A 24031-nucleotide genomic window follows, 5' to 3' on the forward strand; every position below is an offset into this window, starting at 1 on the left:
GGCTCTCTGCGGTGCCCGGCCCTGAGCTCCTTCCTGACAGAGCGGCCGCAGGCGACGGCGAACCGCCCTGAACGGCCCTGGACGGATCGCTTCAGCGCCGGTGAGGACACCGGGCGGCCGGGAGAGGAAGCCGCTACGGCCCGCATGAGTGTGACGGTGCAGCGGTGCACGGAGGCGGGCCGGTGGTCCTGTCGGCGTATAAAGCACCGAACCCCGCGCGCCCGAGCCCAGGCCGGAGGCCGGAGACCACCAGGGCTCAGCTGAGACGGCCGGCAGGACCACCGGCCCGCCTCCGTGCGCACCCACCCCGGCCACCACGAACCACCGGCCCACCCGCAGCGCACCCCCACCCCGGCGACCGCGCGAACGGGACCCGGCCGAACCACCGCGCGAACGGGACCGGATCCCGGCGAAGGAGGAGGCGGTGGGGTGGTCAGTCGGCGGGGTGGGCGGTGCGGTGGCGGAGGAGGAGCATGGCGGCGTCGTCGGCCAGCGGGCGGCCGACGTGGCGGAGGAGGTCGGCGCGCAGGGCGTCCAGGGCGAGCTGGGGGTCGGCACCGTCCAGCAGGTGGGCGCGGGAGTCCAGGGGATAGAAGCGGCCCGAGCGGTCCCGCGCCTCGATGACCCCGTCGGTGTAGAAGAGGACCTGGTGACCGGGTGCGAACGGGATCTGGTACGGCACCGGCTCCCCGGCCTTCAACGCGCCCATGCCCAGGGGGAGCGCGTCCTCCGGCGGCTCGGCGAACCAGTGGCCGCCGGCGGCGGTGAGCACCATGGGCGGCGGGTGACCGCAGTTCAGGACGGTGATGGAGGCGCCGCCGGTGATCTCGGCGAGCACGGCGGTGACGAACTGCTCGCCCGACAGCTCCCGGCTCAGCGCGTTCTCCAGGCGGGACACCACGCCCTGGAGCTTGGACTCGTCGTAGGCGGCCTCCCGGAAGGCGCCGAGCACCACCGCGGCCGTCTCGACGGCCTCCAGCCCCTTGCCCTGGACGTCGCCCACGATGATCCGGACCCCGTGCGGGGTGGTGACCACCTCGTACAGGTCACCGCCGATCCGGGCCTCGGCCGTGGCGGAGGTGTAGGAGACGGCGACGCCGATCCCCGGCCCGGCGCGGCGCGGCACCGGCCGGAGCAGGACGCGCTGGGCGGCCTCGGCCACCGAGCGGACGTCGGCGAGCCGCCGCTCGTGGCGGAGCCGCCCGGCGCTGGCCAGGACGCTGGCCATGGTCACGCCGAGGATGGCGATGACGGTGACGTTGGTGCGGGAGGTCCAGAGGATGTCGTTGTAGGCGCCGAGGGCCACGCCGAGCAGGAGGGCGATGACGCCGACGAGCGTGGTGCGGGCCAGGCCGCACGCCACGCTGGCGAAGGCGGGTCCCAGGGCGAGCAGGGGGAGGAGCCCGGTCGTCGGGCCCGTACCGAAATCGATCAGGGCCACGACGGCCATCACGATGAACGGCAGCAGCTTCAGGACGGCGTGCGTCTTGCCGGTCTCGACGGAGGAGAGGAGCCTGCCGAGGGCGCGGGCCCTGGCCGAGGAGAGCGAGGCGCCCAGGGAGGCGAGCCGTTTTTCCGGGCGTGGTGGAGAGCGATCCTGGCGGTCGTCTCTCCTGAGCATCTCACCACGTCTCGTTAAACAGCGTGTTTGTTTTTTCCTACCACAGCGATGGGCATCGGCGGTGGACTACACGCGGAGTTCGACGCGGGAACGCATCCGTGGCCGGATGGGTACGCCGGAGCCGGCGTACCCATGAGACGGCCGGGGATCAGAACGAGTCGACGGCGCGGCGCGCCTCGGGGTCCAGGACGCCCCAGTTGATGAGCTCCTCGGTGAGCTCGCTGGGGGACTTGTCGTAGATCACGGCGAGGGAGCGCAGGTCCTCCTGGCGGATGGACAGCACCTTGCCGTTGTAGTCGCCACGCTGGCTCTGGATGGTCGCCGCGTAACGGGCGAGCGCACCGGCCTTCTCCTTGGGAAGCTGGGAGAGGCGCTCAAGGTCGATGACAAGCTTCGGCGTGGGGCCCAGCGGGCTCGGGGCCGCGCCTCCGGGCAGCAACTCCGAGACGGGCACCCCGTAGAAATCCGCGAGCTCGGCAAGCTTCTGCACCGTGACCGCACGGTCGCCACGCTCGTAGGAGCCGACGACGACCGCCTTCCAACGTCCTCGGGACTTCTCTTCGACTCCGTGCAGGGACAACCCCTGCTGGGTGCGAATGGCGCGGAGTCGTGCACCCAGCGACTTGGCGTATTCAGACGGCATCGTGTGGCCCCCCGGCTCTCTAATGTACTGCTTTCACTTGATTGTGCTACCTCACGTCGTATGCTCCGGTCACCGGGTCGGCGCCCAGGGGTAGGCGCCTCGCGCGACCGGAGAGTGAGGACCCGTCCGGCGATGTCACGACGTGTGGTTACGGACAGTGACGGTAAAGGGATGGGCGCAGAAGGTCAAGCTGATTGGAAAAAAGAGGTCGAATCCGATCCGGTGTGATCTGTGCAAAACGTCGCTCTTATCCCTTCTGGAAGGGCGGGCCCTCCCGTCGGTCCGCGGCTCTCATCGTTCCTCCGTCGCCGTCCCGGCGCGGTGGAGGCGGGAGTGGCGGTAGCCGTACAGGAAGTAGACGGCCAGGCCGACCGCGGTCCACAGGGCGAAGGCGATCCAGGTGCTCCCGTCCAGCTGGAGCATCAGCAGGACGCAGAAGCCCGCGCCGAGGAGCGGGGTGAGGGGGGAGAACGGGGCCCTGAAGCTGCGCGGCAGCTCGGGGCGGGTCCGGCGGAGCACCAGGACCCCGACGTTGACCAGGGCGAAGGCGAACAGGGTGCCGATGCTGGTGGCCTCGGCCAGCTGCCCGAGGGGGATGAGTCCGGCCAGGACGCTGACGAACAGGCTGACGATGAGCGTGTTGGCGGCCGGCACCCGGCGGCGCGGGTCGACCCGCTGGAAGATCTTCGGGATCAGGCCGTCGCGGGACATCGCGAACAGGATGCGGGTCTGGCCGTACAGGACGGTCAGGACCACGCTGGCGATCGCGATGACCGCGCCGAAGGAGACGACGAGCGCCGGCCAGGTCGCGCCCGTCGCCTGGCCGGCGATCAGGGCGAGGGAGGCCTCGGTGCCGTCGGAGTCGAACTCCCGCCACGGCATGGCCGCGACGGCGGCCAGCGCCACCAGCACGTAGACGACGGTGACCAGGGCGAGGGAGATGATGATCGCCCATGGCAGGTCCCGGGTGGGGTTGCGGGCCTCCTCGCCGGCGGTCGAGGCGGCGTCGAAGCCGATGTAGGAGAAGAACACCTGGCCGGCGGCCGCGGTGACGCCCGCGACGCCCATCGGGGCGAACGGCGCCAGGTTGCCGGCCCGGAACGCGGTGAAGGCGACCGCGCAGAAGAAGAGCAGCACCGCTATCTTGACGAGGACGAAGAACGCGTTGACCGCGGCGCTCTCCGAGGCGCCGCGCAGCAGCAGCCAGGTCGCCAGCGCGACGATCAGGACGGCGGTGACGTTGACCACGCCGCCCTGGTCGCCGGGGGAGTGGATGATCGCCGCGGGCAGCCGCAGGCCGGACACGTCCTCGATGAAGCGGTTGAGATACTCTCCCCAGCCGACCGCGACCGCCGCCACCGAGACGGCGTACTCCAGCATCAGGCACCAGCCGCACACCCACGCGGTGAACTCGCCCAGCGTCGCGTAGGCGTAGGAGTAGGAGGAGCCGGAGACGGGGATCGTCCCGGCCAGTTCGGCGTAGGACAGGGCGGAGAACAGCGCGGTCAGCGCCGCCAGCGCGAACGAGGCGACCACCGCGGGCCCGGCCAGGGGAACGGCCTGGCCGAGGATGACGAAGATGCCGGTGCCGAGCGTGGCGCCGACGCTGAGCATGACGAGCTGCCACAGGGTCATGGTCCGGCGCAGCCGGGCGCCCTCGCCCTGACCGCCCTCGGCGACGAGGTCGGCGATGGGCTTGGTACGGAGCAGCCGGTACGGCACGGCGGACGGGTCCTTTCTCTCGGGGGGCGTGGAGTGGTCCGCCGCGGGGGGACGGCGGGACCGGTGGATCACAGGATGCTGGTCGGCGGCCGGGTCGCGTTGGGCGTGGTGACGGTGCCCGCGGTCCCCTCCAGCCCCGCTGGGGCGACCCGGACGCGCATCGCTCAGCTCCCCAGGGTGGCGACCATGACGGCCTTGATCGTGTGCAGCCGGTTCTCGGCCTGGTCGAAGACGATGGACCGCGGCGACTCGAAGACCTCCTCGGTCACCTCCAGCGCCTCCAGGCCGGTCTTGGCGTACAGGTCCTCGCCGACCTGGGTCTCCCGGTTGTGGAAGGCCGGCAGGCAGTGCAGGAACTTCACCGCCGGGTTGCCGGTCGCCTTCACCAGCTCGGCGTTGACCTGGTACGGCAGCAGCAGCCCGATGCGCTCGTCCCACACCTCCTTCGGCTCTCCCATCGAGACCCACACGTCGGTGTAGAGGAAGTCGACGCCCCGCACGCCCCCGGCGACGTCGGCGGTGAGGGTGAGCCGGGCGCCGGTCTGCTCGGCGAGCTCGCGCGCCGGGCGCACCACCGTCTGCTCGTCCGGCCACAGCGCCTCGGGCGCGACGATCCGCACGTCCATGCCGAGCATCGCGCCGGTGACCAGCAGCGAGCTGCCGACGTTGTTGCGGGCGTCGCCGAGGTAGGCGTAGGAGATCTCCCCCAGCGGCTTGTCGCTGTGCTCGCGCATGGTGAGCACGTCGGCGAGCATCTGCGTGGGGTGCCACTCGTCGGTGAGGCCGTTCCAGACCGGGACCCCGGAGTAGGCGGCCAGCTCCTCCACGTGCGCCTGCCTGCGGCCGCGGAACTCGATGCCGTCGTACATCCGGCCGAGCACCCGTGCGGTGTCCTTGACCGACTCCTTGTGGCCCATCTGCGAGCCGCTCGGGTCGAGGTAGGTGACGTGCGCGCCCTGGTCGTGGGCGGCGACCTCGAACGCGCAGCGGGTGCGGGTGGAGGTCTTCTCGAAGATCAGCGCGATGTTCTTGCCCGTCAGCCGCTGCCGCTCGGTGCCGGCGTACTTGGCGGCCTTGAGGCCGGCCGCCAGATCGATCAGGTGGCGGAACTCGTCGGGAGTGAAGTCGAGCTCCTTCAGGAAGCTCCGGTTGCGAAGGTTGAATGCCATGGTGCGTCGTCCTTAGGTGATGGTGGGGAGCCGGTCGGCCGGGCGGGACTAGATGCCGTCGCGCTCGATCGGGCAGCTCATGCAGCGCGGTCCGCCGCGTCCCCGGCCCAGTTCGCTGCCGCGGATGGTGATGACCTCGATGCCGTTGGCGCGCAGGTGGTTGTTGGTGGTGGTGTTGCGCTCGTAGGCCACGACCACGCCCGGCTCGATGGCCAGCACGTTGCAGCCGTCGTCCCACTGCTCGCGCTCGGCGGCGTGCACGTCCTGGGTGGCGGTCAGCACCTTGATGTCGTCCAGGTCCAGCGCGTCGGCGATGGCCTTGTGCATGTCCTCCGGCGCGTGATCGGTGATCTTGAGTTCCTTCTCGCCGCCGCCCGGTTCGATCGTGTAGGACGGCAGCATGCCGAGTCCGGCGTACTTGGTGAACACGTCGACGTCGACCTGCGTCATGACCGTGTCCAGGTGCATGAACGCGCGCGCCTTCGGCAGGTCCAGCGCGACGATCTTCTTGGCCCCGCCCCTGCCGAACAGGCTGCAGGCGAGCATCTCCACGGCCTGGGGCTGGGTGCGCTCGCTCATCCCCACCAGGACCGCGCCGCGGCCGATGACCAGCACGTCGCCGCCCTCGATGGTGGCCGGGGCGACGGCGGTGCCGGGCATCCACACGTGGTAGCCGTTCTCGGCCTCCGGCCGGTCGTAGCCGCCGGCGAACATCGGGTGGTAGCGGTAGAGCGCCTCGTAGTTGACGGTCTCGCGCCGGCGGGCCTTCTTGCGCATCGCGTTGATCGAGACGCCGTCGTAGATCCAGCACGAGGTGTCGCGGGTGAACAGGTGGTTGGGCAGCGGCGGCAGGATGAAGTCGTCCATGTCCATGGCGTGGAAGGTCAGGCTCCGGGGCTCGGGGGAGAACTCCAGGAACTCGCGCTTGGTGAGGCCGCCGGTGAGGAAGGGCTGGAGCGTGGCCGGGTCCATCGCGTCGAGCGTGTTGCGGACGGCGTCGGTGGCCAGCGGCCCGAACCGGTGCGCGTCCACGCTGCCGTCGAGGATGTGCTTGCGCGCCTCGGGCAGCTCGGTGATCGTGCGCATCAGGTCGGAGAGCATGTGGACCGTGACGCCGCGGTCCCGCAGGACCTGCTGCCACTCCTCGTGCTCCTCCATGGCGCGCTGCACCCACAGCACGTCGTCGAAGAGCAGGTCGTCCTTGTTGGTCGGGGTCAGGCGCTTCAGGGCCAGCGCGGGCCGGTGCAGCAGCACCTGGCGGAGCCTGCCCACCTCGGAGTCGACGTGGAAGGTCATGTCCGGGCTCCTCGTTCGGTGTGAGGCGGGTCAGGAGGACGGAGCCGGAGCCCCGCCCCGCGGGCCGCACCCGCCTCGTCCGGCCTCGGCCCAGGGGGAGCCCGGGGTTCCGGCGAGCGTCGTCGGGAGGCCGATGGCGATCGTTTCGGTGCCGGTGCCGGTGCCGGTGCCGTCCGTCGTCCGGGAGGCGGCCGGTACGGCAGGGACGGCCGGGACCGCGGTGACGGGGGCGGCCGTCACGGAGCCTCCGGCGGACCGGCCCGCGGTGTCCCCGGCGCGTGCGGCCGGTCCCCGCCGGTGCGAACCGGATGTCTCCCCCATCGCGCGCCCCCTGACGCAGATTTGCGGCATTGTCCGTATTCACGGGCAATGCTGGCTGAGATTCCCAAGCGGGGACGGGGCGAAACGTACGGCCTCCGCCGGGGCGGAGGCCGTCGATGCGGGGGAGGCCGGGGAGCCGGGGATCAGGCCCGGGGCAGGGCGTGCGAGGTCGCCGCGGAGGCGTTCCCGGTGTTCCCGAGAGCCGGGACGGCCACCGCCAGCACGACCAGGACCACGGCCAGCATCGCCACGAGGAACAGGTGGCGGCGGGAGGGCAGGACTTCCGCGGTGATGGCGCCGCCCGCGAAGGAGCGGAGGGAGTGCGCCAGGTCGGGCTCCTCCGCCCGGATCAGGCCGGCGATCCCGGCGAGGGCGCGCTTCTCGCGAGCGGACAGACCCATGCGTGCTTCCTCCAGGCGGTAGGCGGGGTCCAAGTTTTTTACCTCTTCTCCTGATTTTTTCCAAGCGGGGGCACGGTAGATCTTTCCTCCGGTCCGCCGGGTCCTCGGTCCTCGGTCCGCCGGGTCCTCGGTCCTCGGTCCGCCGGGTCCTCGGTCCTCGGTCCGCCGGGTCCTCGGTCCTCGGCCCTCGCCCGGCAGGGCCGGCGCCGCTGTACCGCCGGTGATCCCGCCCGGCGCGGCGGCGGTCCCCGTTCGCGGGCCGGCGCCGGCCGGCGAACGGGCGCCGGGTTCGGGACGGTGCCGGCGGCCGGCGTGATCGTGATCACGTTTTGTGACTATTAGTGCAATAAACGCCCGATTCTGAGCGGCCGTCCTCCTGCTGATACCTTGAGGGCGTCGACTCCCTTTAAGACCCGTCCCGTGAGGCGGGAAAGGTGGTGTTCCCTTGACCGATGCCGTTTCGCATGCCCGCGACCAGATCCGCGGCCCCGCGCACGCGGTCCTCGAAGGCCCCGACATCAACCGGGCGCTGATCCGCATCTCCCACGAGATCCTCGAACGCACCAAGGGCGGCCAGGACGTCGTCCTGCTCGGGATCCCCACGCGCGGCGTCCACCTGGCCCGCCGCCTGGCCGAGCACATCCGGCAGTTCGAGGGCCGCGCCGTCCCGGTCGGCTCCCTCGACATCACGATGTACCGCGACGACCTGCGCACCAAGCCCGCCCGCCCGCTCGGCCGCACCGAGCTGCCGGCCGACGGGGTCGACGACAGGACGGTCGTCCTGGTCGACGACGTGCTCTACTCCGGCCGCACGGTCCGCGCCGCGCTCGACGCGCTGGGCGACCTGGGCCGCCCGCGGGCCGTGCAGCTCGCCGCGCTGGTGGACCGCGGCCACCGGGAGCTGCCCATCCGCGCCGACTACGTGGGCAAGAACCTGCCCACCTCCAAGAGCGAGATCGTCAAGGTCTACCTGGAGGAGAACGACGGCCGGGACGCGGTCGTGCTGCTGAAGGAGGGCGACAAGTGAGACGGCACCTGATCTCGGCGGCGGACCTGAGCCGCGACGACGCCCTGCTGATCCTGGACACCGCCGACGAGCTGGCGAAGATCTCCGAGCGCTCCATCAAGAAGCTGCCGACCCTGCGCGGACGCACGGTGGTCAACCTCTTCTTCGAGGACTCCACCCGGACCCGGATCTCGTTCGAGGCCGCGGCCAAGCGCCTGTCGGCCGACGTGATCAACTTCTCCGCCAAGGGCTCCAGCGTCTCCAAGGGCGAGTCGCTCAAGGACACCGCGCTGACCCTGGAGGCGATGGGCGCCGACGCGGTGGTCATCCGGCACGGGGCCTCCGGCGCGCCGCACCGCCTGGCCGGCTGGGTGCGCGGCAGCGTGGTCAACGCCGGCGACGGCACGCACGAGCACCCCACGCAGGCCCTGCTCGACGCCTTCACGATGCGCCGCCGCCTGGGCCCGCTGGACGGCCGGCGGGTCACGATCGTCGGCGACGTGCTGCACAGCAGGGTGGCGCGCTCCAACGTGCTGCTGCTGGCCACCCTCGGCGCCGAGGTGACGCTGGTGGCCCCGCCGACCCTGCTGCCGGTGAGCGTCGGCTCCTGGCCGTGCGCGGTCTCCTACGACCTCGACGCGGTGCTGCCCAAGTCCGACGTGGTGATGATGCTGCGCGTGCAGCGCGAGCGGATGAACGCCGCGTTCTTCCCCACCGAGCGGGAGTACAGCCGCCGCTACGGCCTCGACCGCGACCGCGTCGCCAAGATGCACGACGACGCCATCGTGATGCACCCCGGGCCGATGAACCGGGGCATGGAGATCGCGGCGGAGGTGGCCGACTCGCCGCGCTCGACGATCGTCGAGCAGGTCGCCAACGGGGTGACCACCCGCATGGCCGTTCTGTACCTGCTGCTCGGCGGCGCCAACCTCGGGGGAGAAGACCTGTGAGCTCGGAGACCAGCGTGACCACCGTCATCAAGGGCGCCCGGATCCTCGGCGGCGAGCCGGCCGACATCCTGATCGACGGCGGCGTCATCGCCGCGGTCGGGCCGGACCTGAGCGGCGAGGCGACCGTCGAGGCGGCGGGCCTGATCGCCCTGCCCGGCCTGGTGGACCTGCACACCCACCTGCGCGAGCCGGGCCGCGAGGACGCCGAGACCGTCGAGAGCGGCACCCGCGCCGCGGCCCTCGGCGGCTTCACCGCCGTGCACGCCATGGCCAACACCTCCCCGGTCGCCGACACCGCGGGCGTCGTCGAGCAGGTCTGGCGGCTGGGCCTGGCGGCCGGCCACTGCGACGTGCAGCCGGTCGGCGCGGTCACCGAGGGCCTCGGCGGCGAGCGGCTGGCCGAGCTCGGCGCGATGGCCGACTCCGCCGCCCGGGTCCGGGTCTTCTCCGACGACGGCAGGTGCGTCTCCGACGCGGTGCTCATGCGCCGCGCCCTGGAGTACGTCAAGGCCTTCGACGGCGTGGTCGCCCAGCACGCCCAGGAGCCGCGGCTGACCGAGGGCGCGCAGATGAACGAGGGCGCGGTCTCCGGCCGGCTCGGCCTGACCGGCTGGCCCGCGGTCGCCGAGGAGGCGATCATCGCCCGCGACTGCCTGCTCGCCGCGCACGTCGGCTCCCGCCTGCACGTCTGCCACGTCTCCACGGCGGGTTCGGTGGAGATCATCCGCTGGGCCAAGTCCAAGGGGTGGAACGTCACCGCCGAGGTGACCCCGCACCACCTGCTGCTCACCGACGACCTCGTCGAGGACTCGCCGGTCGGCGCCTACAACCCGATCTACAAGGTGAACCCGCCGCTGCGCACCCGCGCCGACGTCGAGGCGCTGCGCGCGGCCCTGGCCGACGGCACGATCGACGTGGTGGCCACCGACCACGCCCCCCACCCGGTCGAGGACAAGGAGACCGAGTGGGCCGCGGCGGCGATGGGCATGATCGGCCTGGAGACGGCGCTGGCGGTGGTCCAGGAGGCCATGGTGGAGACCGGCCTGCTCGACTGGGCCGGCGTGGCCGAGCGCATGTCGTACGCCCCGGCCAGGATCGGCCGGCTGTCCGGCCACGGCCGTCCGCTGGAGGCCGGCTCGCCGGCCAACATCACCCTCTACGACCCGTCGGTGCGCGCGCAGGTGGACCCGTCCTCCTACGCCTCCAAGAGCCGCAACACCCCCTATGAGGGCCGGTCCCTGCCCGGCCGGGTCGTGGCCACCTTCCTGCGGGGCCGCCCGACCGTCCTCGACGGCAAGCTCGCGTGACGATCGCGCCCGCCCGCGCCGGGCTGGCGGGCGTCCCACATCGTGGAGGCGCCCCCCGCCCGCGCGCCGGATATTTCATACTTTCAGAAGTATTGACCGAGATGAGTGGGATGTTCTGTGAGTGAGCGAAGCGAGCGGACCGGAGGCCGCGCGGCGGACGACGGCGGGGCCGGGACCGCGGTCCTCGTGCTGGAGGACGGGCGCGTCTTCCACGGGACCCCGTACGGCGCCCGGGGCGAGACCTTCGGCGAGATGGTCTTCAACACCGGGATGACCGGCTACCAGGAGACCCTCACCGACCCCTCCTACCACCGCCAGATCGTCGCGATGACCGCGCCGCACATCGGCAACACCGGCGTCAACGACGACGACCCCGAGTCGTCCCGCGTGTGGGTGGCGGGCTACGTGGTCCGCGAGCCCGCCCGGGTGCACTCCAGCTGGCGCGCCACCCGCTCCCTGGACGACTACCTCGCCGACTCCGGCGTCGTCGGGATCGCCATCCCCGGCACCCGCGCCCTCACCCGCCACCTGCGCGAGCGCGGCGCGATGCGCGCCGGGATCTTCTCCGGCGGGGCGCTGGCCCCGGCGGAGGAGCTGCTGGAGCGGGTCCGCCTCAGCCCCCCGATGGAGGGCGCCGACCTGGTCGGGCAGGTCTCCACCGCCGAGCCGTACGTGATCCCGGCCGTCGGCGAGAGGAAGTACACGGTGGCGGCCGTGGACCTGGGCATCAAGTCCATGACCCCGCACCGGATGGCCGAGCGCGGCTGCGAGGTGCACGTCCTGCCCGCCACCGCCACCGCCGCCGACATCCTCGCGCTCGACCCCGACGGGGTGTTCTTCTCCAACGGCCCCGGCGACCCGGCCACCGCCGACGGGCCCGTCGAGGCGCTGCGCGGCGTGCTGGACGCGGGCCGGCCGTTCTTCGGCATCTGCTTCGGCAACCAGATCTTCGGCCGCGCCCTGGGCCTGGGCACCTACAAGCTGCGCTACGGGCACCGCGGGGTCAACCAGCCGGTCCAGGACCGGCGCACCGGCAAGGTGGAGATCTCCGCGCACAACCACGGCTTCGCCGTGCGGGCCCCGCTCGACGGCCCGTTCGACACGCCGTACGGCCCGGCGGAGGTCAGCCACGTCAACCTCAACGACGACTGCGTCGAGGGGCTGCGGCTGGTCGGCCGGCCCGCCTTCAGCGTCCAGTACCACCCCGAGGCCGCGGCCGGCCCGCACGACTCCGCGGGGCTCTTCGACCGGTTCTGCGCTCTGATGGAGCGGTCGAGGGGACGAGCGAGCGGAGTGGCCGGCGAGGGACGAGCGGTCCGCGCAGCGAGCGAGGAGCCGGGCGCGACCACGGACACAGGGGAGAACGAGAGTGCCTAAGCGCACGGACATCCAGTCGATCATGGTGATCGGCTCCGGGCCGATCGTGATCGGGCAGGCCTGCGAGTTCGACTACTCCGGCACCCAGGCGTGCCGCGTGCTGCGCGCCGAGGGCTTCCGCGTGATCCTCGTCAACAGCAACCCCGCGACCATCATGACGGACCCGGAGTTCGCCGACGCCACCTACGTCGAGCCGATCACCCCCGAGTTCGTCGAGAAGATCATCGCCAAGGAGCGCCCCGACGCGCTGCTGCCCACCCTGGGCGGCCAGACCGCGCTCAACACCGCGATCGCCCTGCACGAGGCGGGCGTGCTCGCCGCGTACGGGGTCGAGCTCATCGGCGCCGACGTGGACGCCATCCAGGCCGGCGAGAACCGCGAGAGGTTCAAGGAGATCGTCGCCAAGGTCGCCGCCGAGCGCGGCCTGAACGCCGAGTCGGCCCGCTCGGTCGTCTGCCACACCATGGACGAGTGCCTGGCCGCGGCCGGGGGGCTCGGCTACCCGCTGGTCGTGCGGCCCTCCTTCACCATGGGCGGCGTCGGCTCCGGCTTCGCGCACGACGAGGACGGCCTGCGCCGCATCGCCGGCGCGGGCCTGGACGCCTCGCCGACCACCGAGGTGCTCCTGGAGGAGTCCATCCTCGGCTGGAAGGAGTACGAGCTGGAGGTCATGCGCGACCGGGCCGACAACGTCGTCATCGTCTGCTCCATCGAGAACATCGACCCGATGGGCGTGCACACCGGCGACAGCGTCACCGTGGCCCCCGCGCTGACGCTGACCGACCGCGAGTACCAGAACATGCGCGACGTCGCCATCGCGGTCATCCGCGAGGTCGGCGTGGACACCGGCGGCTGCAACATCCAGTTCGCGGTCGACCCGAAGACCGGCCGCATGGTCGTCATCGAGATGAACCCGCGCGTGTCGCGCTCCTCGGCGCTGGCCTCGAAGGCCACCGGCTTCCCGATCGCCAAGATCGCCGCCAAGCTCGCCGTCGGCTACACCCTCGACGAGATCCCCAACGACATCACCCGCGAGACCCCGGCGTCGTTCGAGCCGACGCTCGACTACATCGTGGTGAAGGTGCCGCGCTTCGCCTTCGAGAAGTTCGCCGGGGCCGACCACACGCTGACCACCCACATGAAGTCGGTCGGCGAGGCCATGGCCATCGGCCGCTCCTTCCCCGAGGCGCTGCAGAAGGCGCTGCGCTCGCTGGAGAAGAAGGGCGCGCCCTTCTCCTGGACCGGCGAGCCGGCCGGCAAGGACGAGCTGCTGGCCGCCTGCCGCACCCCGCACGACGGCCGCCTGACCACCATGCAGCAGGCCATCCGGGCCGGGGCCACGGCCGCGGAGCTGTTCGAGGCCACCGCGGTCGACCCGTGGTTCATCGACCAGCTGATGGCGATCGACGAGGTCGCCGCCGAGCTGCGCGAGGCGCCCCAGCTGGACGCCGCCGCGCTGACCAGGGCCAAGCGGTACGGCTTCTCCGACGCGCAGATCGCCGGGATCCGCGGCATGGACGAGGCGCGCGTGCGCGACCTGCGCCACGCGCTCGGCGTGCGCCCGGTCTACAACACGGTGGACACCTGCGCCGCCGAGTTCGCCGCCCGCACGCCGTACCTCTACTCCACCTACGACGAGGAGACCGAGGTCCCCTACGGCGACCGGCCGAAGGTCCTCATCCTCGGCTCCGGCCCCAACCGGATCGGCCAGGGCATCGAGTTCGACTACGCGTGCGTGCACGCCTCCTTCGAGCTGTCGCGGGCCGGCTACGAGACCGTCATGGTCAACTGCAACCCCGAGACGGTCTCCACCGACTACGACACCTCCGACCGGCTCTACTTCGAGCCGCTCACCCTGGAGGACGTGCTGGAGGTCGTCCACGCCGAGCAGCAGACCGGCCCGGTCGCCGGCGTCATCGTCCAGCTCGGCGGGCAGACCCCGCTCGGGCTGGCCCAGGCGCTCAAGGACGCGGGCGTGCCGATCGTCGGCACCTCGCCCGAGTCCATCCACCTGGCCGAGGAGCGCGGCGCGTTCGGCCGCGTGCTCGCCGCGGCCGGGCTCCCGGCGCCCAAGCACGGCACCGCGGCGACCGAGGCCGAGGCGCTGGGGATCGCCGCGGAGATCGGCTACCCGGTCCTGGTGCGGCCGAGCTACGTGCTGGGCGGCGCGGGCATGGCCATCGTCTACGACGACGCCACCCTGGTCACCTACATGGCCAGGGCGGGCGCCGCCAGCGACCACCCGGTGCTGGTGGACAAGTTCCTCGACGAGGCCGTCGAGATCGACGTGGACGCGCTCTTCGACGGCGAGGAGCTGTACCTCGGCGGCGTGATGGAGCACATCGAGGAGGCCGGCATCCACTCCGGCGACTCGGCCTGCTCGCTGCCCCCGATGACGCTCGGCGGCTTCGACATCAAGCGCATCCGCGCCGCCACCGAGGCCATCGCCCGGGGCGTGGGCGTGCGCGGCCTGCTCAACGTCCAGTACGCCATGTCGGCCGGGGTCCTGTACGTGCTGGAGGCCAACCCGCGCGCCAGCCGTACCGTGCCGTTCGTCTCCAAGGCCACGGCGGTGCCGCTGGCCAAGGCGGCGGCCCGGGTGATGATGGGCGCGACGGTGGCGCAGCTGCGCGCCGAGGGCATGCTCCCGGCCTCCGGCGACGGCGGCACGATGCCGCTGGACGCGCCGATCGCGGTCAAGGAGGCGGTGCTGCCGTTCAACCGCTTCCGGGGCGTGGACACCATCCTGGGCCCGGAGATGCGCTCCACCGGCGAGGTCATGGGCGTCGACGCGTTCTTCGGCACCGCCTACGCCAAGTCGCAGGCCGCGGCCTACGGCTCGCTGCCGACCAAGGGACGGGCCTTCGTCTCGGTCGCGAACCGGGACAAGCGGGCCATGATCTTCCCGGTGAAGGCCCTGGCGGACCTCGGCTTCGAGATCCTGGCCACCGAGGGAACGGCGGAGGTGCTGCGCCGCAACGGCGTCCATGCCAAGATCGTGCGCAAGCAGAGCGACGGAACGGGTCCCGACGGCGAGCCGACGATCGGCAGGCGGATCCTGGACGGCGAGGTGGACCTCATCGTGAACACGCCCTTCGGCAGTCCCGGCCAGGCCGGGCCGCGGCTGGACGGCTACGAGATCCGCACCGCGGCGGTGCTGCGGGGCGTCCCCTGCATCACGACCGTCCAGGGGCTGGCCGCGGCCGTTCAGGGCATTCAGGCCATCGTCCGCGGCGACATCGGCGTACGGTCCCTTCAGGAGCACGCCCACAGGCTGCGGGGATGATGCCCTGAGCGGGAGGTGAGCAAGACGCCTGTCACTCCGGTACAGGTCACGGGCACGGTGCTGACGACGCGCCGGGTCGACGCCTACCATGCGCTGACCGTGGTCGCGCCCGGCATCGTCGAGCGGTTCCGCCCCGGCCACTTCGTGGGGGTGGCCGTGGGCGGACCGGGGACGTCGATGCTGACGCGCCGCGCCTTCTCCGTCCACGACGTCAAGCCCGACTACGGCGGCACGGTGGAGTTCGTCTTCACCGCCGGCGGTCCGGGCACGACCTGGCTGGCCGAGCGCCGCGCCCGCGACACGCTGGACCTGGTGGGCCCGCTCGGCCGCCCGTTCCCGCTGCCCCGGGACCCGGTGACCTGCGTCCTGGTCGGCGGCGAGTACGGCTCGGCGATGCTCTTCGCGGTCGCCGACGCCCTCCAGCGGCGCGGCTGCCGGGTGGACTTCGTGCTCGGCGCGGCCTCGGCCGACCGGGTCTTCGGCGCGCTGCGCGCCCGCCGGATGGGGGAGACCACCACGCTGACCACCGAGGACGGGTCGCTGGGCATGCGCGGCCGGGTGACCGACGTGCTGCCCGGGGTGATCGCCGACGTCCGCGCCGACGCGGTCTACGCCTGCGGCCCCATGGAGACGCTGCGCGGGGTGACCGCCGTGGCCGTCGAGTTCGACATCCCCGTCCAGGTGGCCGTGGAGGAGCGGATGGCCTGCGGGATCGGCGTGTGCATGACGTGCGTGCTGCCGGTCATCGGGGACGACGGCGTCACCCGGATGGTCCGCGCCTGCGTCGAGGGCCCGGTCTTCCGGGGCGAGCGCGTCCGCTTCGACGACGTGGGAACGATCCCGTTCGACGCGCTGGGGGCGCCCGGTGGAGGCACACGGCATGCCGGTTGACATGCGGACCTACCTCGGGCACGTGGAGCTGGCCAACCCGATCACCACCGCCGCCGGGTGCGCGGCCTCCGGCGCCGAGCTGGCCCAGTTCTTCGACCTGGGCCGGCTGGGGGCGGTGACCACCCGGTCGATCACGATGGCGCCCAGGGCGGGCCGGCCGACCCCCCGGATGGCCGAGACCCCTTCGGGCCTGCTGTCCGCCGTGGGGCTGCAGGGGCCCGGGGTGGACGCGTTCCTGGCGCGGGAGCTGCCCTGGCTGGCCCAGCGCAACGTCAGGACCGTGGTGTCCATCGGCGGCGGCACCGTCGCCGAGTACACCGCGCTGGCCCGCAGGCTCACCGACGCCCCCGGCGTGACCGCCGTGGAGGTCAACCTGTCGTGCCCCAACATCGAGGATCGCGGGCGCGTCTTCGCCCTCGACGGCGCGGCCTCGGCGGAGGTGGTCGCCTCGGTGCGCTCGGTGATGCGCTACGACGTGCCGGTGGTGGCCAAGCTCTCCCCGGACGCGCTGGACGTGGTGGCCGTCGCCCGCGCGTGCGTGGACGGGGGCGCCGACGCGCTGTCCATGATCAATAATCCGCTCGGCATGAGCGTCGACACCGACGCCATGCGTCCCGCGCTCGCCGCGGTCACCGGCGGCCTGTCGGGACCGGCGATCCGGCCGCTGGCCGTACGATGCGTCTGGCAGGTCCACGCGGCGCTGCCCGGCGTGCCCATCATCGGCATGGGCGGCGTGCTGACCGGCCGGGACGCCTTCGAGTTCGTCCTGGCCGGCGCCTGCGTCGTCGCGGTGGGCACCGCGCTGTTCCACGACCCCTACGCCGGTCTGCGCGTCGTGCGCGAGCTGGAGGAGATCCTGGCGGCGCGGGGGTTCCACCGGCTGGCCGACGCGGTCGGACTGGCCCACCGCCCGCCGGGGGCGACCACCCGGCACCGTACGGACTTCGAGGAGAGCCCGCTGTGATCCCCGCCCCCATCGCCGTCGCCCTGGACGCGCCCGACCTGGAGACCGCGGCCCGCTGGGCGAGCCTGGTGACCCCGCACGTCAGCACCGTCAAGATCGGTCTGGAACTCTACCTGCGCTACGGGCCGGACGTCATCGCCTCGGTGCGGGGGGCGAGCGGCGTGCAGGTGTTCCTCGACCTGAAGCTGCACGACATCCCCAACACCGTGGCGGGCGCGGCGCGGTCGGTGGCCCGGCTCAAGCCCGCCATCCTGACCGTGCACGCGGCCGGGGGGGCCGCGATGGTCCGCGCGGCGGTGGAGGCCGCCCCCGCGGCGCGCATCGCGGCCGTGACGGTGCTCACGTCGCTCTCAGAGGCCGATCTTGAGCGGGCCGGTGTCGCGGGACCCCCCGGCGACGCCGTGCGCCGTCTGGCGGTCCTGGCCGTCGGGGCGGGCGCCCAGGCGCTGGTGTGCTCCCCCCGGGAGGTGGCCGCGGTGCGGGCGGAGGTCGGGCCGGGCGTCACGCTCATCACGCCGGGCGTGCGCCCGGAGGGGGCCGACACCCAGGACCAGGCGAGGGTGGCCACGCCCGAGCGGGCGCTCGCCGACGGCGCCGACCTCCTCGTGATCGGCCGTCCGATCACCGGTTCGGCGGACCCCGGCGCCGCGGCCGCCGGCATCGCCGCGGCGCTCCGCAAGGCCTCCGCCGGCGCGGTCCGGAACCTGTGATCTTCGTCGCGGAAAACCCCGGGCCGGGCGTCATTCGACCGACAATGAGCGATCCATCTACTACGCAGGGTGAAGAACGGGGCTTTCTGGGCGCGGAAACCGGGGTTGACGTTGCTTGGATCGCGATGACCAGCTAGTTTCCCTTCCCGTCCGAGTACATCGACAGGAAATTCGAGGTGACCCGGCGTGGCTCTTCCTCCCCTTACCCCCGAGCAGCGCGCCGCAGCCCTGGAAAAGGCTGCCAAGGCCCGCCGAGAGCGTGCCGAGGTCAAGAACCGCCTGAAGCACGGTGCGGTCTCTCTGACTGAGGTGCTCAAAGACGGGCAGGCCGATGACGTCATCGGCAAGATGAAGGTGTCGGCCCTTCTGGAGTCGCTCCCCGGCGTGGGCAAGGTCCGCGCCAAGCAGCTCATGGAGCGGCTGGGCATCGCCGAGTCCCGCCGCGTGCGGGGCCTGGGCGCCAACCAGCGCGCCTCCCTGGAGCGTGAGTTCGGCGGGGCCGAGAGCTAGGACTAGTCTCGGTTCCACAGTTCGCACGCTTCGCCCCGCCCAGGCGGGGACCGCACCACGGGGGGTCTGGAGTGACCGGAACGTCAACCGGAGCATCGCGGCCCGACGGAGGCCGGGTTCCGGATGAGACCGCGCAGAGCGGATCCGGTGGCTCCACACCCCCGGCCGGGGACCCGGAGGAGGCGCGAGCCTCCGCCGGGCCGACCGGCAACCGCCTGACGGTCCTGTCCGGGCCGTCGGGCGTCGGCAAGTCCACGGTCGTCGCCGAGCTTCGGCGGGCGCACCCCCAGGTGTGGCTGTCGGTCTCGGTGACCACCAGGAAGCCCCGCCCCGGCGAGACCCACGGGGTGGAGTACTTCTTCGCCGACGACGCCGAGTTCGACCGCCTCGTCGCCTCCGGAGGGCTGCTGGAGTGGGCCGAGTTCGCCGGCAACCGGTACGGCACGCCCCGCGCGCCCGTCCTCGACAAGCTCGCAGCCGGGATCCCCACCCTGCTGGAGATCGACCTGCAGGGCGCCCGCCAGGTCCGCGCGACCATGCCGGAGGCGCTGCTGGTCTTCCTGGCCCCGCCGAGCTGGGAGGAGCTGGAGAAGCGCCTGCGCGGGCGCGGCACCGAGCCGGAGGACGTCATCGCCCGCCGGCTGGCCGCCGGCCGGATCGAGATGGCGGCCGAGCGGGAATTCGACCTGACGCTGGTGAACACGTCGGTCCAGGACGTGTGCCGGCGGCTGATAGCCTTGCTGGCTGGTGCTCCCGAGGCTTCGAGCCCCGGACGTTCAACTAGCTAGGGGGACACGACGTGGCAACCAACGCCGCATACAGCGAAGGCATCACCCACCCGTCGATCGACGCGCTGCTCGACATCGTCGACAGCAAGTACAGCCTGGTGATCTTCGGATCCAAGCGGGCCCGCCAGATCAACGCCTACTACTCCCAGCTGGGCGAGGGCCTGCTGGAGTACGTCGGCCCGCTGGTGGAGACCCACGCGCAGGAGAAGCCGCTGTCCATCGCGCTGCGCGAGGTCAGCGAGGGCCTGCTCACCGCCGAGCCCATCGAGGGCTGACGACCCGCCCGATGCGAACGTCCCAGGGCGCGCCCGCCCGGCCGAGCGTCGTGCTCGGGGTGAGCGCCGGCATCGCCGCCTACAAGGCCTGCGAGCTGCTCCGCCTGTTCACCGAGTCCGGCCACGACGTCCGCGTCGTCCCGACCCGGGAGGCGCTCCGCTTCGTCGGCGAGCCCACCTGGGCGGCGCTCTCCGGCAACCCGGTGACCGCCGACGTCTGGGACTCCGTGCACGAGGTGCCGCACGTGCGCATCGGCCAGGGCGCCGACCTGGTGGTGGTGGCCCCCGCCACCGCCGACGTGCTGGCCAAGGCCGCGCACGGCATCGCCGGCGACCTGCTGACCACCACCCTGCTGACCGCGCGCTGCCCGGTGGTGTTCGCCCCGGCGATGCACACCGAGATGTGGGAGCACCCGGCGACGCAGGCCAACGTGGCCGTCCTGCGCGAGCGCGGCGCGCTCGTCCTCGACCCGGCCGTGGGACGCCTGACCGGCGCCGACACCGGCCGCGGGCGGCTGCCCGACCCCGCGGAGATCTTCGAGGTCTGCCGCCGGGTCCTGTCCGGCCGCCCCCTCGACCTGGCCGGGCGCCACGTGGTCGTCTCCGCGGGGGGCACCCGCGAGGCCATCGACCCGGTCCGCTTCATCGGCAACCGCTCCTCGGGCCTGCAGGGGTACGCCCTGGCCCGGACGGCCGCCGCCCGCGGCGCCCGGGTCACGCTGGTCGCCGCCAACGTCGCGCTGGCCGACCCCGCGGGGGTCGCGGTGGTCCGGGTCGAGTCGGCGCTCCAGCTGCGCGAGGCCGTGCTGGAGGCGGTGGCCGACGCCGACGCCGTGGTCATGGCCGCGGCGGTGGCGGACTTCCGGCCCGCGGCGCGGAGCGGTTCGAAGATCAAGAAGACCGCGGCCGAGCCCGACGCCGTCCACCTGGTGAAGAACCCGGACATCCTCGCCGAGCTGGGGGAGCGCCGCCGCGCGGGCGCCGCGCCGTACCCCGTGGTGATCGCCGGGTTCGCGGCGGAGACCGACGACGTGCTCGCCAACGGGCGGGCGAAGCTCGCCCGCAAGGGCTGCGACCTGCTCGTCGTCAACCAGGTCGGAGAGGGCCTCGCCTTCGGCACCCCCGACAACGCGGCGGTGGTCCTGTCCGCGGACGCGGAGCCGGTGGAGATCCCGCGCGGGCCCAAGGAGGCGCTGGCCGACGCGGTCTGGGACCTGGTGGCCGAGCGGCTTCCCTGAGCCGCTTGCCGGAGATCGCCTCCCGGCGGATACTGCCTGCGACAGAGCGATCCGCGACGCCGTGTCAGGGAGGGGTCCGAGATGCCGGTGCCGGCCTCCGTCAGGGCGCGCTGCCGCGCGCTGCTCCCTCCCGGGCAGGACATCCGCTACGTCCTGCCGGCGCTGTCGGTGGGGCCGCCGGGGACGGCGGCCTTCCTGGTCGTGGTCTCCGACCAGGCGATCCACGTGCTGTCCACGGCCTTCTTCGACCGGAACGTGCCGACCGCGATCCACTCCACCCACGCCCGGCGGACCCGGATCGGTCCGGTGGAGTTCGCCGCGGGCGCGGCCATCGAACTCGGCGGCACGGTGTTCGAGATCGACGAGGAGTACGCCGCGGTGGTCCACGCCGCCGACGCCGAGGTCTTCGCGCCCGAGACGCTGCCGCCCGACCCGCTCCCCGACCTGTGACCGGTCGGCCCGCTCCCCGACCTGTGACCGCCCGACCCGCTCCCCGACCTGTGACCGGTCGGCCCGCGCAGGGCGGGGCCGTGCGATGAGCGCCCGGGAGCGGTTCGGGTGCGAAGACCTCGGCGTCGGGAGGGCGGATCCCCCGGGCGCACCGCCTTCCCGCGGGCCGGAGGCGGGAGGGAGAATCGCGGACGGCCGGTGAGCGGCTAGACTTCGGCGAAGCGCTCGCGGTGCGCCCCCGCACCGGAGCCCCGTCGCCAGCAGCCGCTGCATGAGGAGCCACTGACTTGTCCCGTCGCCTGTTCACCTCCGAGTCGGTCACCGAGGGCCACCCGGACAAGATCGCAGACCAGATCAGCGACGCGATTCTCGACGCCATGCTCAAGGGAGACCCCAAGAGCCGGGTCGCGGTCGAGACGCTGATCACCACCGGTCAGGTCCACGTCGCCGGAGAGGTGACGACGGAGACCTACGTAGACATCCCGGGTCTCATCCGCGAGAAGATCCTCGAGATCGGCTACGACGCCTCGCACAAGGGCTTCGACGGCGCCTCCTGCGGTGTGTCGGTGTCCATCGGCGCGCAGTCCCCCGACATCGCGCAGGGCGTCGACGCCGCCTACGAGGCCCGCGAGGGCGAGGCCGGCGACGAGTTCGACCGCCAGGGCGCCGGCGACCAGGGCCTCATGTTCGGTTACGCCTGCCGGGAGACCCCCGAGCTGATGCCGCTGCCGATCCAGCTCGCGCACCGCCTGGCCGAGCGCCTGTCGCAGGTCCGCAAGGACGGCACGGTCCCCTACCTGCGCCCCGACGGCAAGACCCAGGTCACCATCGAGTACGACGGCGACACGCCGGTCCGCCTCGACACGGTGGTCGTCTCCACCCAGCACGCGGCCGAGATCGACCTCAAGGAGATGCTCGCGCCGGACATCAAGGAGCACGTGGTCGACCCGGTCCTGGCCGGGCTGGAGCTGGAGACCGAGGGCTACCGGCTGCTGGTCAACCCGACCGGTCGCTTCGAGATCGGCGGCCCGATGGGCGACGCCGGACTGACCGGTCGCAAGATCATCGTCGACACCTACGGCGGCATGGCCCGCCACGGCGGCGGCGCCTTCTCCGGCAAGGACCCGTCCAAGGTCGACCGCTCGGCCGCCTACGCCATGCGCTGGGTCGCCAAGAACATCGTGGCCGCCGGTCTGGCCGACCGCGCCGAGGTCCAGGTCGCCTACGCCATCGGCAAGGCCCACCCGGTCGGCGTGTTCGTCGAGACCTTCGGCACCGAGAAGACCGACGTCGCCGCGATCCAGGCCGCCGTGCTCCAGGTCTTCGACCTGCGCCCGGCCGCGATCATCCGCGACCTCGACCTGCTCCGCCCGATCTACTCGGAGACCTCTGCCTACGGCCACTTCGGCCGGCCGGAGTTCTCCTGGGAGGCCACCGACCGCGCCGACGCCCTGCGCGCCGCCGCCGGCCTGTAGTCCCTGTACGGCCAGAGCCCCCGGTGGAGCCGTTCCACCGGGGGCTCTGGCCGTGTCACCGCTCCCGCCGGCGGACCACGGGCCGGCTCGCGCCTAGTCTCTGGCCATGTCCTCTCTGCTGCTGCGCAACGCGCGGATCGGCCCCGGCGGCCCGCTCCGCCACGTCCTGATCGCCGCCGGCCGGGTCGAGCAGGTGCTCCGGCCCGGTGACGGCGCCCCTCTCCGCGAGGAGTCGGCCGACCTGGAGGGGGCCACGCTCCTGCCCGGCCTGTGGGACGCGCACGTGCACTGCGTGCAGTGGGCGCAGGCCCGGCGCCGGATCGACCTGAGCGGCGCCCGGTCGGCGCGCGAGGCGGCCGCCCTGGTGGCCCCGCACGCCGGGGAGGCCGGCGTCACCACCGGCTACGGCTTCCGCGACGCCCTGTGGCCGGACGCGCCGCACAAGTCGCTGCTGGAGGCGGCGGCCCCCGGCCGGGCGGTCGTGCTGGTCGGCAACGACCTGCACACCGCCTGGTTCAGCCCCGCGGCGCTGGCGGTGATCGGCCGGGGCGGGCATCCCACCGGGGTGCTGCGGGAGCAGGACTGCTACAACGCGATGGCGGAGCTGCCCGCGCCGCCGCAGGAGGAGCTCGACCGCCAGGTGGCCGAGGCGGTCACCGCCGCCGCGGCCAGAGGCGTGGTCGGCCTGATCGACTTCGAGTTCGCCGACAACGTCGCCGACTGGACGCGGCGGGCACGGCGGCACCGGATCGACGCCCGGGTGCGCTGCTCGATCCCGGGGGACCGGCTGGAGGAGGCGATCGGGCGGGGGCTGCGCACCGGGCAGGAGGTGGCCGGATCGGGCGGGTTGCTGGAGGTCGGGCCGGTGAAGATCTTCACCGACGGCTCGCTGAACACCCGGACCGCCTACTGCGAGCACCCCTATCCGGGCACGGACTCCCACGGCCTGCTGGAGACGGCGCCGGACGAACTGCACCGCCTGATGGCGCGGGCCGCCGCGCACGGCCTGCATCCGGCCCTGCACGCCATCGGCGACCTGGCGGTGGGCATCGCGCTGGACGCCTTCGAGCGGGTCGGCTGTCCGGGCCGGATCGAGCACGCCCAACTGGTCCGCCCGGCCGACTTCGCCCGGTTCGCCCGTCCCGGCCTGGTCGCGGGCGTGCAGCCCGCGCACGCCCCCGACGACCGGGAGGTGGCCGACCGGCACTGGTCCGGCAGGACCGGCAGGGCCTTCGCCTACGCCGGTCTGCTCGCGGCCGGCGCGACGCTGGAACTGGGCTCCGACGCCCCGGTGGCGCCGCTGGACCCGTGGGACGGGATCGCCTCCGCCGTGGAGCGCACCGACGACGGGCGTCCGCCGTGGCACCCCGAGCAGGCGATCGGCCTGCCGGAGGCGCTGGCGGCGGCCTGCGGGGGCCGCAGCGGCGTACGGCCGGGCGATCCCGCGGATCTGGTGATCGTCGAGCGGGACCCGGCCGCCCTGCGCGGGGAGGAGCTCCGTCGCACGGAGGTCCTGGGGACCCTGCTCGGCGGCCGGTGGACCCACCGGCGGTCCGTCTGAGGCGCGGCGGCGGTGATCCGGGTGGCGGTCCCGGCGGATCGGTGAGAGGCGCCCGCGAGGTCTGGTAGGA

Annotated in this window: 22 protein-coding genes; 15 read left to right on the forward strand and 7 right to left on the reverse strand. The window is 72.8% G+C overall.

Going from position 1 to position 24031, the window contains the following annotated elements:
- Positions 1-433 precede the first annotated feature (433 nt).
- The 7 genes from HS045_RS24580 to HS045_RS24610 all read right to left on the reverse strand — a co-directional run bounded on the left by HS045_RS24580 (position 434) and on the right by HS045_RS24610 (position 7173).
- Positions 434-1621, reverse strand: a complete 1188-nt coding sequence (locus HS045_RS24580; protein ID WP_196453857.1) for a PP2C family protein-serine/threonine phosphatase — start codon at positions 1619-1621, stop codon at positions 434-436.
- Positions 1622-1769: 148 nt separating this feature from the next.
- Positions 1770-2264, reverse strand: coding sequence for a transcriptional regulator (locus tag HS045_RS24585; protein WP_068894204.1), 495 nt, complete (start codon positions 2262-2264; stop codon positions 1770-1772).
- Positions 2265-2555: 291 nt separating this feature from the next.
- Positions 2556-3986, reverse strand: a complete 1431-nt coding sequence (locus HS045_RS24590; protein WP_307827690.1) for an amino acid permease — start codon at positions 3984-3986, stop codon at positions 2556-2558.
- Between the two features lie 164 nt (positions 3987-4150).
- Complete coding sequence (gene argF / locus HS045_RS24595; RefSeq protein ID WP_196453858.1) at positions 4151-5155, reverse strand: ornithine carbamoyltransferase; 1005 nt, start codon at positions 5153-5155, stop codon at positions 4151-4153.
- A 48-nt stretch (positions 5156-5203) separates the two neighbouring features.
- Positions 5204-6451 (reverse strand): arginine deiminase, encoded by a 1248-nt coding sequence (locus tag HS045_RS24600; RefSeq protein WP_196453859.1) that lies wholly within the window; start codon positions 6449-6451, stop codon positions 5204-5206.
- A gap of 30 nt (positions 6452-6481) precedes the next feature.
- The gene (locus HS045_RS24605; RefSeq protein ID WP_196453860.1) at positions 6482-6691 is read right to left on the reverse strand and encodes a hypothetical protein; all 210 of its coding nucleotides are present in this window, start codon (positions 6689-6691) and stop codon (positions 6482-6484) included.
- A 224-nt stretch (positions 6692-6915) separates the two neighbouring features.
- Entirely contained in the window at positions 6916-7173 is a 258-nt protein-coding gene (locus HS045_RS24610; protein ID WP_196453861.1) for a DUF3040 domain-containing protein, read from the reverse strand.
- A 445-nt stretch (positions 7174-7618) separates the two neighbouring features.
- Here HS045_RS24610 and pyrR point away from each other — a divergent pair, with 445 nt between their 5' ends.
- From pyrR to HS045_RS24685, 15 genes are all read left to right on the forward strand, one after another.
- A complete protein-coding gene (gene pyrR / locus HS045_RS24615; protein WP_230884801.1) occupies positions 7619-8200 on the forward strand; it encodes a bifunctional pyr operon transcriptional regulator/uracil phosphoribosyltransferase PyrR in 582 nt (193 codons plus the stop codon).
- Positions 8197-9129, forward strand: coding sequence for an aspartate carbamoyltransferase catalytic subunit (locus tag HS045_RS24620; protein WP_196453862.1), 933 nt, complete (start codon positions 8197-8199; stop codon positions 9127-9129). Before pyrR ends, HS045_RS24620 begins: the two co-directional genes overlap by 4 nt.
- Complete coding sequence (locus HS045_RS24625; RefSeq protein ID WP_307827691.1) at positions 9126-10436, forward strand: dihydroorotase; 1311 nt, start codon at positions 9126-9128, stop codon at positions 10434-10436. Before HS045_RS24620 ends, HS045_RS24625 begins: the two co-directional genes overlap by 4 nt.
- Before the next feature lie 117 nt (positions 10437-10553).
- Positions 10554-11813, forward strand: a complete 1260-nt coding sequence (gene carA, locus HS045_RS24630) for a glutamine-hydrolyzing carbamoyl-phosphate synthase small subunit (RefSeq protein ID WP_307827692.1) — start codon at positions 10554-10556, stop codon at positions 11811-11813.
- Positions 11806-15099, forward strand: coding sequence for a carbamoyl-phosphate synthase large subunit (carB, locus tag HS045_RS24635; RefSeq protein ID WP_196453863.1), 3294 nt, complete (start codon positions 11806-11808; stop codon positions 15097-15099). Before carA ends, carB begins: the two co-directional genes overlap by 8 nt.
- Positions 15100-15114: 15 nt before the next feature.
- Positions 15115-15990 (forward strand): dihydroorotate dehydrogenase electron transfer subunit, encoded by an 876-nt coding sequence (locus HS045_RS24640; protein ID WP_196453864.1) that lies wholly within the window; start codon positions 15115-15117, stop codon positions 15988-15990.
- Positions 15980-16954: a dihydroorotate dehydrogenase gene (locus HS045_RS24645; protein WP_196453865.1), complete on the forward strand. Its 975-nt coding sequence runs from the start codon at positions 15980-15982 to the stop codon at positions 16952-16954. The genes HS045_RS24640 and HS045_RS24645 overlap by 11 nt, the downstream gene beginning before the upstream one ends.
- Positions 16951-17664 (forward strand): orotidine-5'-phosphate decarboxylase, encoded by a 714-nt coding sequence (gene pyrF / locus HS045_RS24650; RefSeq protein ID WP_196453866.1) that lies wholly within the window; start codon positions 16951-16953, stop codon positions 17662-17664. Before HS045_RS24645 ends, pyrF begins: the two co-directional genes overlap by 4 nt.
- A gap of 186 nt (positions 17665-17850) precedes the next feature.
- Positions 17851-18174 carry an integration host factor, actinobacterial type gene (mihF, locus tag HS045_RS24655; RefSeq protein ID WP_068894195.1) on the forward strand — a complete coding sequence of 108 codons (324 nt, stop codon included), beginning with the start codon at positions 17851-17853 and terminating at the stop codon, positions 18172-18174.
- A gap of 215 nt (positions 18175-18389) precedes the next feature.
- Positions 18390-18962 carry a guanylate kinase gene (gmk, locus tag HS045_RS24660; protein WP_196454451.1) on the forward strand — a complete coding sequence of 191 codons (573 nt, stop codon included), beginning with the start codon at positions 18390-18392 and terminating at the stop codon, positions 18960-18962.
- A gap of 11 nt (positions 18963-18973) precedes the next feature.
- Positions 18974-19237, forward strand: coding sequence for a DNA-directed RNA polymerase subunit omega (gene rpoZ / locus HS045_RS24665; RefSeq protein ID WP_196453867.1), 264 nt, complete (start codon positions 18974-18976; stop codon positions 19235-19237).
- Positions 19238-19248: 11 nt separating this feature from the next.
- Complete coding sequence (coaBC, locus tag HS045_RS24670) at positions 19249-20475, forward strand: bifunctional phosphopantothenoylcysteine decarboxylase/phosphopantothenate--cysteine ligase CoaBC (RefSeq protein WP_196453868.1); 1227 nt, start codon at positions 19249-19251, stop codon at positions 20473-20475.
- Positions 20476-20556: 81 nt separating this feature from the next.
- Positions 20557-20925: a hypothetical protein gene (locus HS045_RS24675; RefSeq protein WP_196453869.1), complete on the forward strand. Its 369-nt coding sequence runs from the start codon at positions 20557-20559 to the stop codon at positions 20923-20925.
- A gap of 287 nt (positions 20926-21212) precedes the next feature.
- On the forward strand, positions 21213-22400 hold the full coding sequence (gene metK, locus HS045_RS24680) for a methionine adenosyltransferase (protein WP_196453870.1): 1188 nt from the start codon (positions 21213-21215) through the stop codon (positions 22398-22400).
- 106 nt (positions 22401-22506) lie between these two features.
- Positions 22507-23961, forward strand: a complete 1455-nt coding sequence (locus tag HS045_RS24685; protein ID WP_196453871.1) for an amidohydrolase — start codon at positions 22507-22509, stop codon at positions 23959-23961.
- Positions 23962-24031: the final 70 nt, after the last annotated feature.

The organism is Planomonospora sp. ID82291 (genome assembly GCF_015711645.1).
Taxonomy (GTDB): Bacteria; Actinomycetota; Actinomycetes; order Streptosporangiales; family Streptosporangiaceae; genus Planomonospora.

Bases quoted from the DNA above. Each gene is read 5' to 3' on its own strand.
- HS045_RS24580 (WP_196453857.1), bottom strand. From the start codon at position 1,621: ATGCTCAGGAGAGACGACCGCCAGGATCGCTCTCCACCACGCCCGGAA.
- HS045_RS24585 (WP_068894204.1), bottom strand. From the start codon at position 2,264: ATGCCGTCTGAATACGCCAAGTCGCTGGGTGCACGACTCCGCGCCATT.
- argF (WP_196453858.1), bottom strand. From the start codon at position 5,155: ATGGCATTCAACCTTCGCAACCGGAGCTTCCTGAAGGAGCTCGACTTC.
- HS045_RS24600 (WP_196453859.1), bottom strand. From the start codon at position 6,451: ATGACCTTCCACGTCGACTCCGAGGTGGGCAGGCTCCGCCAGGTGCTG.
- HS045_RS24610 (WP_196453861.1), bottom strand. From the start codon at position 7,173: ATGGGTCTGTCCGCTCGCGAGAAGCGCGCCCTCGCCGGGATCGCCGGC.
- HS045_RS24645 (WP_196453865.1), top strand. From the start codon at position 15,980: ATGCCGGTTGACATGCGGACCTACCTCGGGCACGTGGAGCTGGCCAAC.
- coaBC (WP_196453868.1), top strand. From the start codon at position 19,249: ATGCGAACGTCCCAGGGCGCGCCCGCCCGGCCGAGCGTCGTGCTCGGG.
- HS045_RS24675 (WP_196453869.1), top strand. From the start codon at position 20,557: ATGCCGGTGCCGGCCTCCGTCAGGGCGCGCTGCCGCGCGCTGCTCCCT.
- HS045_RS24685 (WP_196453871.1), top strand. From the start codon at position 22,507: ATGTCCTCTCTGCTGCTGCGCAACGCGCGGATCGGCCCCGGCGGCCCG.